Genomic DNA, 13,229 nt, shown 5'->3' on the forward strand with positions numbered 1-13,229 from the left:
GCCGCCCGCGGCAGGCCCCGCGGACCGCGGCCGACCGCCGGTGCCGGGAGGAGGAGGGTGACGGTCGAGGAACGGCGGGAGACAGACGACCACTCCGTCGGCTCCCGCCAGTCCGACCCGTGGCGGGCCGCCTTCGTCGTCCTGCTCCTGGTGGGGCTGGCCGGGGCGGTGCTCTGGGTGCTGTTCGGCTCGCGGCTGCTCGCCGTCCGCCAGATCGAGGTCACCGGTCTGGACCGGCTCGCCGAGGCCGAGGTGCTGGCCGCCGCGGACGTGGCCGTCGGCACCCCGCTGGCCCGGGTGGACACCGACGCCGTCGCGGCGCGCGTGGCCGAACTGCGCCTCGTCGAGTCCGTCGAGGTCCGCCGCGGCTGGCCCACCACGCTCCACCTGGAGGTGGCCGAACGCGTCCCCGTGCTCGCCCTCGCCGAGGAGGGCGGCTACCTCCTGGTGGACCGGGAGGGGGTGGCGGTGACGCGGACCGACACCCGCCCCGAGGACCATCCCCTGGTCCGGGTCTCGGGCGAGGTCGAGGGGAACCCCGCCGTGGCCGAGAGCTGCCTGGTCGTCGAAGCGCTGCCGGACCCGTTGGCGGCCGCGGTCGACACGGTCGTGGCGACCGACCGCGCCCGCATCACACTGGAACTCGCCGACGGCTCCACCGTGATGTGGGGGGACGCCGGGCGGGCGGCCGACAAGGCCCGGGCGTTGGAGGTGCTCATGGAGCAGCACCCCCCCGAACCGGGACGCCACTACGACGTCAGCGCGGAGGGCGTGGCGGTCGTGCGGTGACCCGTCCGCGCGACACGCCGATAGGCTGAAGTCGGTGGTTAGTTGCCCGTTACCAGGGTGGCGGCTTACTGTCGGAAAGCACAGTCTTTAGTTGACATAACTACGAGCACCCCCGTGCCACCGTGTGGCGCGGACGGGGACACGGACGTGCCCGCACGGTCCGCACCCCCGGCTCCCGGGCGGCTCCACGGAGACGCCCGGAACCACCGAAGCAAGCAGAACCGGACAGCTTTCGCGCCGATCCGGATCCGGGAGGGACGCCCCCCACGGCCGCTCCTCCCGGAGGGTCGGCGGAGTTGGCAAGAGCGAGCGGAAAGGCCCCTCGTCGTGGCAGCACCGCAGAACTACCTCGCGGTCATCAAAGTCGTCGGAATCGGCGGCGGCGGTGTCAACGCCGTCAATCGCATGATCGAAGAGGGTCTCAAGGGCGTCGAATTCATCGCCATCAACACCGACGCTCAGGCGCTGCTCATGAGCGACGCCGACGTCAAGCTCGACGTCGGCCGGGAACTCACCCGAGGTCTGGGAGCGGGCGCCAACCCCGATGTGGGACGCAAGGCGGCCGAGGACCACCGCGAGGAGATCGAGGAGGTCCTCAAGGGCGCCGACATGGTCTTCGTGACCGCGGGAGAGGGCGGCGGCACGGGAACCGGGGGCGCCCCGGTGGTCGCCAACATCGCCCGCTCCCTGGGGGCGCTCACCATCGGCGTGGTCACCCGCCCCTTCGGCTTCGAGGGCAAACGGCGCGCCACCCAGGCCGAGGCGGGCATCGCGATGCTGCGGGAGGAGGTCGACACGCTCATCGTCATCCCCAACGACCGGCTCCTGTCGATCTCGGACCGGCAGGTCAGCGTCCTGGACGCGTTCAAGGCCGCCGACCAGGTGCTGCTGTCGGGCGTGCAGGGCATCACCGACCTGATCACCACGCCCGGCCTGATCAACCTGGACTTCGCCGACGTCAAGTCGGTCATGTCGGGGGCCGGGTCGGCGCTCATGGGCATCGGTTCGGCGCGCGGGGACGACCGCGCCGTCGCCGCGGCCGAGATGGCGATCTCCTCGCCCCTGCTGGAGGCCAGCATCGACGGCGCCCACGGGGTGCTGCTGTCCATCCAGGGAGGTTCGGACCTGGGGCTGTTCGAGATCAACGAGGCGGCCCAGCTGGTGGCGAACTCCGCGGCCCCGGAGGCCAACATCATCTTCGGCGCGGTCATCGACGACGCGCTCGGCGACGAGGTGCGGGTCACGGTCATAGCGGCCGGGTTCGACGAACCCCAGGTAGAGGCGGCGCCCCCGCCCCGGGCGGCGAGCGTGCCCGCACCGCCGTCGCGGGAGCGGCGACCGGAGCCGCCCGCCCCGGTGGCTCCGCCCGCCGCGCCCCGCGCGGCGGAACCCCCCCGCTCCAGCCGGCCGTCCCTGCCCGAGTCCACCGTCCGTCCCGCCCCCGAACCGGTCCGCGAGGTCGAGGCGGCGCCCGAGCCGCCCAAGGCGGAGGAGCCGCCGGCCGACGCCGCGCCGACCGCCGAGGACGGGGACAACCGGGAGAACCGGGAGGAGGAGCGGCCCTACCGGCCGGGGAGCATCCACCCGCTGGGGGACAGCGGGTACAGCCGCCCCCGCGCCTCCGACAGCCCGTTCTCCCGGACCGGCGAGATCCCCACGCCGCGGCGCCGCGTGGTCTTCGACGAGGGGGACGACCTCGACGTCCCCGACTTCCTCAAGTAGTCGTGCTTCCGGCCGGCCCGCCCGGGGCCGGCCGCGCCGTTCGCTCCCCCACGAATCGGATAGGAGGTGCTCGCGGGATGAGCACCGTGGTCGAGTTGGCCCCCGGAGTGCGTGCCGGGTTCACCGGCCGCGCCGGCGGAGTCAGCCGGGAGCCGTACGCGACCCTGAACCTGGGCGGCCACGTCGGGGACGACCCCGAGGCGGTGGCCGAGAACCGGAGGCGGGCCGCGCGCGGTTTCGGGCTCTCCCCGGACCGCGTGGTGTGGATGAACCAGGTGCACGGTGCCGACGCGGTGACCGTCACCGGTCCCGGCCACGCCGGGGACGTGGACGCGGTCGTCACCGCCGAGGCGGGGCTGGCCCTCGCCGTCCTGGTGGCCGACTGCCTGCCGCTGCTGGTCGCCGACGCCGAGGCGGGAGTCGTCGGCGCGGCGCACTCGGGACGTCCGGGCATGGCGGCGGGGGTGGTGAGCGCGCTGCTCGCGGAGATGGCGCGGCACGGTGCGCGTCCCGAGCGGTGCGCCGCACTGCTGGGACCGGTCATCTGCGGACGCTGCTACGAGGTGCCCCGGCCGATGCAGGACGAGGTGGCCCGCGCCGTTCCGGAGGCCCGGTGCACCACCGGGGCGGGCACCCCGGGGGTGGACATCCGGGCGGGAGTCACCGCACAGCTGAAGAATCTGGGCGTGGCGAACATCACTCATGACGCCCGGTGCACCAGGGAGAGCCCCGACCTGTTCTCGTACCGGAGGGAGTCGACCACCGGCCGGTTCGCCGGATACGTCTGGAGGGTCCCATGAGCGGGGAAGCGCGACGCACGCAGCTCGCCGCGAACCTGCAGCAGGTGCGGGAGCGGGTGGCCGCCGCCTGCACGGCGGCCGGACGCAGGCCCGAGGAGGTCCGCGTCATCGCGGTGACGAAGCAGTATCCCGCCTCCGACGTGCGCATCCTGGCCGAACTGGGCGTGCGCGACGTGGGCGAGAACCGCGACCAGGAGGCTGCGCCGAAGGCCACAGAATGCCGTGATCTCGATCTCGTCTGGCACTTCGTCGGACAGTTGCAGACGAACAAGGCCCGCTCGGTGGTGCGCTACGCCGACGTGGTCCACTCGGTGGACCGGCTCCGGCTGGTCACGGAGCTGGGACGCCGGGTCCGCGCCGCGGGGCGGACCCTGACCTGCCTGGTGCAGGTCAACCTGGATCCCGAGTCGGAGCAGGGAGTGCTCGGCCCCCGGGGCGGCGCCGATCCGGCGGACGTGCCGGGCCTGGCCGAGGCGATCGAGGCCGAGGAGGGGCTGTCCCTGGGGGGTGTGATGGCCGTCGCACCGCGGCAGGGCGATCCGCGGGCGGCCTTCGACCGGCTCAAAGCGGTCGCCGACGATCTGCAGGCTCGCTACCCTCATGCCACGGTGGTCTCCGCGGGGATGAGCGGGGATCTGGAAGCCGCGGTGGAACGGGGCGCGACACATCTGAGAATCGGTACGGCGTTGCTTGGCAATCGGGGGTTGATCGTGGGGTAATGTCCCCAGATGACTCTGGGGCACACGCTGTTCCCGCCGCTCAGGGGTGGATGGGGACCGAATCCATCGACAAGTCATCTGCGGTGAATCACCACAGGGACGACGGAGGACAAGAGATGGCCGGCGCGATGCGCAAGATGGCGGTCTACCTCGGCCTCGTGGAGGACGACCGTTACGATCACCGTTATGCGGACGAATACGATGACTTCGAGGACTTCGACGAGGCCGCCGACGAGCGGCCCGGTCGGGAGCGCGGTCCCCGTGACGACGCCCGGGGCGACTCCGTGAAGGATTCGGTCGATCACTCCTCGTCACGCAACGAGCGGCGTTCTCCAGCCCCCGCCACCGCAGACCTCGCCCGGATCACGACACTCCATCCCCGGACCTACAACGAAGCGCGTACTATCGGAGAGCATTTCCGTGAGGGCATTCCGGTGATCATGAACCTCACCGAGATGGTCGACAGTGACGCCAAGCGACTGGTCGACTTCGCGGCGGGGCTGATCTTCGGCCTGCACGGAAGCATCGAACGCGTGACCAACAAGGTGTTCCTGTTGTCTCCGGCTAATGTTGAGGTGACCGCTGAAGACAAAGCACGTATCGCTGAGCGAGGGTTCTTCAATCAGAGTTAGCGCAGCACACACATCCAGCGAGGCAGCCGGAGTACGGGAGTGAACATCGTCCAAGTCGTGCTCGGCAACGTTCTGATCTTCGTCCTGTACCTCTTCCTGTTCGCCCTGATCGGGCGGCTGGTGTTCGACCTGGTTCAGATGTATGCCAGATCATGGCGGCCCGCCGGATTGGTACTGGTCCTGGCCGAGACGGTGTACACGGTCACGGACCCGCCGCTCAAGTTCCTGCGTCGCTTCATCAAACCCATCCGGTTGGGGAGTGTCGCGCTCGACTTGAGCTTCATGATCCTGTTCCTTGTGGTGTCGATCCTCCTCCAGGTCGTGACGTCTGTTGTCGTGACCATGTAGCGAGACCCGAGACGGCAGAAAGGTAGGCTCCGGTTCCGATACATGAGTCTTGGTCATGATCTGGAGTGCCATAAGGTCACGATCAGGTAGCGTCCCTACGGACAGAGTCCAAGCGCGCCAAGGAGACGAACATGCCGCTGACACCTGCGGATGTACGCAATAAACAGTTCAGTACGACCCGGCTGCGGCCGGGATACGACGAAGAAGAGGTCGACGCCTTCCTCGACGAGGTCGAAGCCGAACTCGATCGTCTGATCCAGGAGAACGAGGAGCTGCGCGGCAAGCTCGCCGAGTGCCTGCGTGGCAAGGTTCCCCCCGCGGGAATGAACGACTTCCAGCCCCAGGAACCCCCTGTTCCCCAGGAGGCCCCCCAGGCCGAGATGCCGATGCGGCAGCCCGAGCCGATGCGGCCGCCCGAGCCCGCCCCGGCTCCCGCCCAGGCCATGGGACTGCCCGGCGGTGAGGACAACATGGACACCGCCGCACGGGTTCTGGCCCTCGCCCAGCAGACCGCCGACCAGGCCATCTCCGACGCCCGTCGGGAGGCCGACGAGACGCTGGGCCGTGCCCGCCACGAGGCCGAGGACATTCTCGGCAAGGCCCGCCGCCAGGCCGAGCAGATCATCAACGAGGCCCGCGCCCGGTCGGAGAACCTGGACCGCGACGCCCAGGAGCGGCACCGCCAGGTCATGGGGTCGCTCGTGCAGCAGCGCGACGAGCTGGAGCACAAGGTCGCCGTGCTCAAGGACTTCGAGCGCGAGTACCGCAGCCGCCTCAAGGACTACTTCGAACGGCAGCTGAGGGAGCTCAACGAGGGGGCACCCGGCTACGACAGCAACCCGAACACCACGGGTGGTTTCCAGACGATGTCGCCTCCCACCGGAGGCAGCCCGTCGCTGCAGCACACCAGTCCGGGAGGGGGCGCCACGAACCCGTTCGCCTCACCCGAACCGGCACCGCACGGCTACCACCCGAACGACCCGCACGACCGTCACTGACCGACGGTCCACGGGACGCACGGTCCAATCCGATCCCTGACCCCTGAGAAGGCGTTCACCCGGTGATCATCGTCTGCCTGGTGCTGGTCGTAGCGGCGTTCGTCGTGATCGGCGTGGCACTGGCGCTCGCAGAGCTGACTCTGGTCAACATCGCGCTCGGGCTCGGCGGCCTGGCCGCCGTGCTGCTCGCGGTGGAGTTCGTCCGCAACAGGAGAACCCTGTTCGGGCAGGGCCGTGCGGAGTCGCCGCCCGATCACCGGACTCCCGGACTCCACGGGGCCGTGACGGGACAGGTGCGGACGGACGATTTGGGGAAGGCGTCCGTCCAGTCTCCGAGCACGGTTGCGACCACCGGCCGGGCGGTCCCGACCGCCGATGTCGGCGGTCCTCCCGTGGCCGTCCAGGACGCCGGGGACAGGATCGTGGTGGCCGAGCCCTCCGTCCCCGCGCCGGTTTCCGGACCGGTGCGGGCGGCTTCCGCCCCGTCCCCCGCCGTCGAGACCGAGGTCTCCGGCGCGGGCGGGTCCCGGGCGGAGCCGCACGGGCCGACCCCGGTCGACAGCCCGGAGGAGGAGGCCGAGACCGTCCGCACGGAGTCGGAGACCGCCTCCGAGGAGGCCGCCTCCGACGACACGGACGGCGAAGGGACAGCAGGGGACGGCGGCCCCGACGAGGTCGCCGCCTCCGACACGAACGCCGCCCCCGAGGAGGGCGACGACCCTGACGAGAGCGCCGCCCCCGAGGAGGCGGACGCAGACCTTCCCCCGGACGGGAGCGGCACCGACGACGCCGCAGCGGACCCCGGGACCGCTCGGACCCCGGACGCCGGCGCCACCCAGGTCCTGCCGGTCCTCACCGGTGAACCGCACGGGTCCACCGCGGTGGAGGACCGCGACCCCGCCGACACAACGACCGGGGACGGGGACGCCCCCGAGGAGACCCCCGAAACCCGTTCCGAGGACGACGCCGCAGCGGACACCGGTCCCCGCGACAGCGACGACCCCGAAGCCCCTGCCGAGGAGACCCCGGAGGCCGACCCCGACGCCGCAGCGGACACCGGCTCCCGCGACGCTGCCGTGGCCGGCACCGCCGTCGACGAACCCGAGGCCCGCACCACCGGACACGACGGCTCCGACGACGCGGACACCGCGGACGGACCGGACACCGACCCCGCCGGGACGGAGACCGACGAGACGGACGCGATCGCGTTCCGCGAGCCGGCCGAGTGGGACCCGCCCTTCACCCTGCCCTCCAGGGAGCAGCGGGAGAACAAGAACGTCTCCGCCGCGGCCATCGCCGCGCTCGCCGCCCGGTGGACCCCCACCGGCGACGACCTGGCCTCCGACACCGGGACCACCGAAACGGAGCGGACCGGCTCCGACGACGGTGCCCCTCCCGGCTCCGACGGGGACGCCCCCGCGGCCGACGCGCCCCGCGGCAGCACGGCCGCGCCCAAGGACCCCGAGGACTGACCCCGCGCCTTCCAGCCCTTCCCGACCGCTCCCGACCCCCGCAGAAGGCGGAGAGGAGAGCGACCGTACCGACGTCCCCGACTCCGCGGACAGCGGCGGGGCCGCGGACCCGGTCGGTCCGCGGCCCCGCCGCCGGTTCCGGTCAGGCCCTGCGCAGCCGCAGGGTGATGCCGAACTCCTCCGAGACCACCTCGTGGGCGTCCGCCGCACCGGGCCCCTCGGTGAAGGACACCGCCAGCACCTCGCCGCTGATCGTCTCCGCGTGCTCGACCATCGCCTGCGCGGTCGTCGCGTCGGTGGCCGACCACCACAGGTCGATGCGGTCGGAGATGTCCAGGCCGCTGGACTTGCGGGCGTCCTGCACCAGCCGGACCACCTCGCGGGCCAGACCGGCGCGGCGCAGCTCCGGCGTCAGCTCCAGGTCCAGCGCCACCGTCTCACCGGCCTCCGAGGCCACCGCCCAGCCCTCCCGCGGCTGCTCGGTGACCAGCACCTCCTCGGCGGAGAGCGCGACCTGCTCGCCGTCGACGTCCACGGTGGCCGAGCCCTCGGCGCGCAGCCGCTCCACCAGCGCCTTGGCGTCGGCGGCCTGGAGGGCCTTGGCGACCCGCGGGGTGCCCTTGCCGAACCGCTTGCCCAGCGCCCGGAAGTTCGGCTTGACCGAGTAGTCCACCAGGTCGCCGCCGACCACCGACAGCGGGTCGAGCTGCAGCACGTTCAGCTCCTCGGAGATCTGCGCCCGCAGCTGCTCGGGCAGCCCCTCGAAGCCCCGGGCGCCCACGACGGCCCGCGCCAGCGGCTGCCGGACCCGCTGCCCGGAGTCCACCCGCGCGGCCCGCCCCAGCTCCACCAGGCGGCGCACCAGCGCCATCTGCTCCGACAGCTCCGGGTCGATCAGCGACTCCTCGGCCTTCGGCCACGACGCCAGGTGCACCGACTCCGGCGCGTCGGGACGGCGCAGCGCCTGCCACACGTGGTCGGTGATGAACGGCACGATCGGAGCCATCAGCAGGGTGACGGTCTCCAGGCACTCGAACAGCGTCGCGAACGCCGACGCCCCCTCGGGCGTGTCCGCGCCCGCCCAGAAGCGGCGGCGCGACCGGCGCACGTACCAGTTGGACAGGTCGTCGACGAACGCGGTCAGCGCGCGGCCCGCGACCGCCGTGTCGAACCGCTCCAGCGCCTCGTCGACCGTCTTGACCAGCGAGTGCAGCTCCGACAGCAGCCAGCGGTCCAGCAGCGGCCGCTCGGCGGGAGGAGGCGCCTCGGCGAGCCGCTCGTGGCTCCACCCCTCGCCCGCGCCCGCGTACAGGGTGAAGAAGGACGCCGAGTTGTAGTAGGTCAGCAGGACCTTGCGGACGATCTCCTCCAGCACGGTGTGGCCCACCCGGCGCGGCATCCACGGCGAGCCGCTGGCCGCCATGAACCAGCGCAGCGCGTCGGCACCGTGCCGGTCCATCACCGGCATCGGCTCCAGGATGTTGCCGAGGTGCTTGCTCATCTTGCGGCCGTCCTCGGCGAGGATGTGGCCCAGGCAGACCACGTTCTCGTAGGAGGAGTGGCCGAACACCAGCGTGCTGACCGCCATCATCGAGTAGAACCAGCCGCGGGTCTGGTCGATGGCCTCGCAGATGTACTGGCCGGGGAAGTTCGCCTGGAACTTCTCCAGGTTGCGGTGCGGGGCGCCCCACTGTGCGAACGGCATCGCGCCGGAGTCGAACCACACGTCGATGACCTCCGGCACCCGGCGGGCCACCCGCTGCTCCAGCGGCAGCGACGGGTCGGCGTCGGGGTCGGGGATGACGATGTCGTCCACGTAGGGGCGGTGCGGGTCGAGGTCGGACAGGTCCTGCCCGCTCAGCTCGCTCAGCTCCGCCAGGGAGCCCACGCAGATCTGCCGCCCGTCGGGGAACTCCCAGATCGGCAGCGGGGTGCCCCAGTAGCGGCTGCGGGACAGCGCCCAGTCGACGTTGTTGCGCAGCCACTCGCCGTAGCGGCCGTCCTTGACGTTGGCCGGCACCCAGTTGGTCTTCGCGTTCTCCGCGAGCAGCTGCTCCTTGATCGCGGTGGTCTTGATGTACCAGGACGGCACCGCGTAGTACAGCAGCGCGGTGTGGCAGCGCCAGCAGTGCGGATAGCTGTGCTCGTACGACAGGTGCGCGAACAGCAGGCCGCGCTCGTCCAGGTCGGCGACGAGCGCCCGGTCGGCGGTCTTGAAGAACACGCCGCCCACCAGGGCCAGGTGCTCCTCGAAGGTGCCGTCGGCGCGCACCGGGTTGACCACGGGCAGCCCGTAGGCGCGGCAGACCTGCATGTCGTCGGCGCCGAAGGCGGGCGCCTGGTGGACCAGGCCGGTGCCGTCCTCGACGGTGACGTAGTCGCCGAGCACCACGAAGTGCGCGGGCGTGTCGAACTCCACCAGCTCGAACGGGCGCTGGTAGGTCCAGCGTTCCATCTCGGCGCCCTTGAACCGCTGCCCGGTGGGCTCCCAGCCCTCGCCGAGCGCCGCACCGACCAGCGGCTCGGCCACGACCAGCCGTTCGGAGCCGTTGGTGGCCACCACGTAGTCCACCTCGGGGTGCACCGCCACGGCGGTGTTGGACACCAGGGTCCACGGGGTGGTGGTCCACACCAGCAGCGCCGCCTCGCCGGCCAGCGGTCCGGAGGTCAGCGGGAAGCGCACGTACACCGACGGGTCGGTGACGGTCTCATAGCCCTGCGCCAGCTCGTGGTCGGACAGCGTGGTGCCGCAGCGCGGACAGTACGGGCTGATCCGGTAGTCCTGCACCAGCAGGCCCTTGTCCCAGATCTGCTTGAGCGCCCACCACACCGACTCCACGTACTCGCGGTCCATGGTGCGGTAGGCCTCGTCCATGTTGACCCAGTAGCCCATGCGCCGCGTCATCTCGGTGAACGCGTCCACGTTGCGCAGCACCGACTCGCGGCAGCGGGCGTTGAACTCGGCGACGCCGAACGCCTCGATGTCCTTCTTGCCGGAGATCCCCAGTTCCTTCTCCACGGCGACCTCGACGGGCAGGCCGTGGCAGTCCCAGCCGGCCTTGCGCTCGACGTGGAAGCCCTTCATCGTCTTGAACCGGGGGAAGAGGTCCTTGAACACGCGCGCCTCGACGTGGTGCACGCCGGGGGTGCCGTTCGCGGTGGGGGGACCCTCGAAGAACACCCAGTTCGGGCCGCCCTGTGTCTGCTCCAGGGACCGTTCGAAGATCTTGTGCTCCGCCCAGCGCCGCAGCACCTCGTGCTCCATCGAGGGCAGGTCGATCTGGGCGGGCAGCGCGGGGAACGGTCGGGTCGACTCTTTCGACACGTGGCGTACCTTTCCATCAGGGGTGCTGTCACCTGACGGAGGGACGAGGCGGCGAGGCCCCGCGGTACCACCCTCCTTGGCCGCGCGGCCGACGCGCCGCGCGTCCCACTTCGTTCCTGACGCTGCCGGGTCTACTGGGCGCCTACGCGGGACGCCGTTCTTCCGGCGGCTCCGGGGTGATCTTCCCGTGCGGGCATGCCCCCGGGCTTCCACCGTCCCCGGGTCGCTCGCGGCTGTGTCCGCCGGTACTCGTCCCCATCAACGCCTTGCTGGCTTGAGGATAACCCACCGCGGGACGCCGGAACGCGCTGTTTTCCGGCCGTGACGTGGTGGGGGCATACTTGCGCCGGAATCCGCGAGACCGAGGAGAGACAGGTGACACGACAGACCCACGAGGGCGCCGTGCTGGTGACCCTGGCGGAGCGCGACGCCGCCGAGGAACTGGCCGAACAACTGCTGGAGCAGGGCTACGCGCCGTGCACGGTGCACCGGGACATGTACGCGGGCGAGGACGACGACGAGGACGTCGACTGGGTGGTGGAGGTGCGCACCGGACCGGGCGGCGCCCCCGCCGTCATGGACGAGGACGGCCTGTCCGCGCTGGCCGAGGAGTACGGCGGGTTCACCCACGTCGAGGAGTAGCGGCGGTTCGCACGGCCCTGGAAGGAGGAGCCGTGCGGGCGCATACAATGAGGCTGGCCCGCACGCCGCGCGGACGGGACAGCCGCGAGAGTACAGAAGCGGCGGTGCGCCGCACCCCACGTTGAGGAGTTCCGCTGAGCGACGTCGACCCCGCCCGGGGCACCGAGGAGACCGAGAACGCTTCCCCGCCGGTCCGGCCGCGCCGGACCGGTGTGCTGCTGGCCGTGGCCGCCGTGCCCCTGGTCGCCGACTTCGCCACCAAGGAGATCGCGCTGGCGTCCTTCTCGCCGTACGATCCGGTGGTGCTGCTGGGCGGCCTGCTCAAACTGACCCTGGTGTTCAACCCGGGGGCGGCGTTCTCCATCGGCACCGGCATGACCTGGGTGTTCAGCCTGATCATGGTGGGTGTCATCAGTTACATCCTGTGGACCGCGCCCCGGCTGCGCAGCGTCGGGTGGGCGGTGTCGCTCGGCCTGATCCTCAGCGGGGCCGCCGGCAACCTCATCGACCGCGTCTGGCGGCCCGACACCCGCGAGGTGCCGGCGGCACTGGTCGGTCCGGACGCGCCGGGCACGTGGGCGGAACGGCTGTTCAGCCCGCCGTCCCCGCTGCACGGCCACGTGGTGGACTGGATCCAGGTGCCCTACTGGCCGGTGTTCAACATCGCCGACTCCGCGATCGTGTGCGGCGGCGCGCTCGCCGTGCTGCTGGCCTTCCGCGGGATCAACATCGACGGCACCCGCGAGGCGGACCGGTCCGGGAGTGCGACGCGAGGAGGCGAAGGTGAGTGACCACCGGAGCATGCCGGTGCCCGACGGGCTGGAGGGCGACCGGCTCGACGCGGCGATCGCCCGCCTGTTCGGCCTGTCGCGGACCCGCGCGGCCGAACTGATCGCCGAGGGCAACGTGCTGGTCGACGGCGCGGCCGCGGCCAAGTCCGACCGGGTGAGCGCGGGGGCGTGGCTGGACGTCACCCTGCCCCCGCCGCCGAGCGCGCCGGCGCCGCGCCCCGAACCGGTGCCGGGCCTGGCCGTCGTGTACGAGGACGCCGACATCGTCGTGGTGGACAAGCCGGTCGGCGTGGTCGCGCACCCCACCCTCGGCTGGACCGGGCCGACGGTGCTGGACGGCCTGCTGGCGGCGGGCGTCACGGTCGCCACCAGCGGCGCGGCCGAGCGGCAGGGCATCGTGCACCGCCTGGACGCCAACACCACCGGCCTGATGGTGGTGGCCAAGAGCGAGGTCGCCTACAGCGTCCTCAAACGCGCCTTCAAGGAACGCACGGTCGACAAGACCTACCACGCGCTGGTGCAGGGGCACCCCGACCCGCTGCGCGGCACGATCGACGCGCCCATCGACCGGCACCCCTCCGGCGACGGCCGCTTCGCGGTGGTGGCGGGCGGACGCCCGTCGGTCACCCACTACGACACGCTGGAGGCGTTCCGCGCGGCCAGCCTGCTGGAGATCGACCTGGAGACGGGGCGCACCCACCAGATCCGCGTGCACATGGCGGCCACCCGCCACCCGTGCGTGGGCGACCTGCTGTACGGGGCGGACCCGACCCTGGCGCAGCGCCTGGGCGTGCGCCGCCAGTGGCTGCACGCGGTCCGGCTGGCCTTCGAGCACCCCACCGAGCACCGCCCGGTGGAGTTCGAGAGCCCCTACCCCGAGGACCTGGACAAGTCCCTGGAGATCCTGCGCGCCGAGTCCTGACGTCCTGATGATCTTGACGCCAGTGGGCGCCGTCCCATGGAAAGCGGCCCACCGGCGTCGAGATCATCG

12 protein-coding genes are annotated in these 13,229 nt (G+C 71.7%); 11 read left to right on the top strand and 1 reads right to left on the bottom strand.

The genetic code is table 11. The features are described from left to right. Positions 1-57: 57 nt before the first annotated feature. The 8 genes from FOF52_RS02350 (at position 58) to FOF52_RS02385 (ending at position 7,480) form a co-directional block, all read left to right on the top strand. Positions 58-789: a cell division protein FtsQ/DivIB gene (locus tag FOF52_RS02350; RefSeq protein WP_248592186.1), complete on the top strand. Its 732-nt coding sequence runs from the start codon at positions 58-60 to the stop codon at positions 787-789. A 327-nt stretch (positions 790-1,116) separates the two neighbouring features. Further along, a complete protein-coding gene (gene ftsZ / locus FOF52_RS02355; protein ID WP_248592187.1) occupies positions 1,117-2,511 on the top strand; it encodes a cell division protein FtsZ in 1,395 nt (464 codons plus the stop codon). A 77-nt stretch (positions 2,512-2,588) separates the two neighbouring features. Next, positions 2,589-3,311 (top strand): peptidoglycan editing factor PgeF, encoded by a 723-nt coding sequence (gene pgeF / locus FOF52_RS02360; RefSeq protein WP_248592188.1) that lies wholly within the window; start codon positions 2,589-2,591, stop codon positions 3,309-3,311. Continuing rightward, positions 3,308-4,030, top strand: a complete 723-nt coding sequence (locus tag FOF52_RS02365; RefSeq protein ID WP_248592189.1) for a YggS family pyridoxal phosphate-dependent enzyme — start codon at positions 3,308-3,310, stop codon at positions 4,028-4,030. The genes pgeF and FOF52_RS02365 overlap by 4 nt, the downstream gene beginning before the upstream one ends. A gap of 116 nt (positions 4,031-4,146) precedes the next feature. Continuing rightward, positions 4,147-4,662, top strand: a complete 516-nt coding sequence (locus tag FOF52_RS02370; RefSeq protein ID WP_248592190.1) for a cell division protein SepF — start codon at positions 4,147-4,149, stop codon at positions 4,660-4,662. A gap of 39 nt (positions 4,663-4,701) precedes the next feature. After that, on the top strand, positions 4,702-5,010 hold the full coding sequence (locus tag FOF52_RS02375; protein ID WP_248592191.1) for a YggT family protein: 309 nt from the start codon (positions 4,702-4,704) through the stop codon (positions 5,008-5,010). Positions 5,011-5,141: 131 nt separating this feature from the next. Then, positions 5,142-6,008, top strand: coding sequence for a DivIVA domain-containing protein (locus FOF52_RS02380; RefSeq protein ID WP_248592192.1), 867 nt, complete (start codon positions 5,142-5,144; stop codon positions 6,006-6,008). A 62-nt stretch (positions 6,009-6,070) separates the two neighbouring features. Then, entirely contained in the window at positions 6,071-7,480 is a 1,410-nt protein-coding gene (locus FOF52_RS02385; protein ID WP_248592193.1) for a hypothetical protein, read from the top strand. A gap of 142 nt (positions 7,481-7,622) precedes the next feature. Here the strand turns inward: FOF52_RS02385 and ileS are convergent, their stop codons facing one another. Then, positions 7,623-10,805: an isoleucine--tRNA ligase gene (gene ileS, locus FOF52_RS02390; protein ID WP_282573800.1), complete on the bottom strand. Its 3,183-nt coding sequence runs from the start codon at positions 10,803-10,805 to the stop codon at positions 7,623-7,625. Positions 10,806-11,180: 375 nt separating this feature from the next. On the opposite strand from ileS, the gene FOF52_RS02395 reads away from it, so the two are divergent. From FOF52_RS02395 to FOF52_RS02405, 3 genes are all read left to right on the top strand, one after another. Next, positions 11,181-11,447 (top strand): divalent-cation tolerance protein CutA, encoded by a 267-nt coding sequence (locus FOF52_RS02395; protein ID WP_248592194.1) that lies wholly within the window; start codon positions 11,181-11,183, stop codon positions 11,445-11,447. Positions 11,448-11,671: 224 nt separating this feature from the next. Next, positions 11,672-12,238 (top strand): signal peptidase II, encoded by a 567-nt coding sequence (locus FOF52_RS02400; protein WP_248592195.1) that lies wholly within the window; start codon positions 11,672-11,674, stop codon positions 12,236-12,238. Further along, the gene (locus tag FOF52_RS02405) at positions 12,231-13,160 is read left to right on the top strand and encodes an RluA family pseudouridine synthase (protein WP_248592196.1); all 930 of its coding nucleotides are present in this window, start codon (positions 12,231-12,233) and stop codon (positions 13,158-13,160) included. Before FOF52_RS02400 ends, FOF52_RS02405 begins: the two co-directional genes overlap by 8 nt. Positions 13,161-13,229 lie beyond the last annotated feature (69 nt).

Origin of the sequence: Thermobifida alba (assembly GCF_023208015.1) — a bacterium.
GTDB lineage: Bacteria > Actinomycetota > Actinomycetes > Streptosporangiales > Streptosporangiaceae > Thermobifida > Thermobifida alba.

Excerpts from the sequence above, each read along its gene's own strand:
- pgeF (WP_248592188.1), top strand. The coding sequence starts at position 2,589 with ATGAGCACCGTGGTCGAGTTGGCCCCCGGAGTGCGTGCCGGGTTCACC.
- FOF52_RS02365 (WP_248592189.1), top strand. The coding sequence starts at position 3,308 with ATGAGCGGGGAAGCGCGACGCACGCAGCTCGCCGCGAACCTGCAGCAG.
- FOF52_RS02370 (WP_248592190.1), top strand. The coding sequence starts at position 4,147 with ATGGCCGGCGCGATGCGCAAGATGGCGGTCTACCTCGGCCTCGTGGAG.
- FOF52_RS02380 (WP_248592192.1), top strand. The coding sequence starts at position 5,142 with ATGCCGCTGACACCTGCGGATGTACGCAATAAACAGTTCAGTACGACC.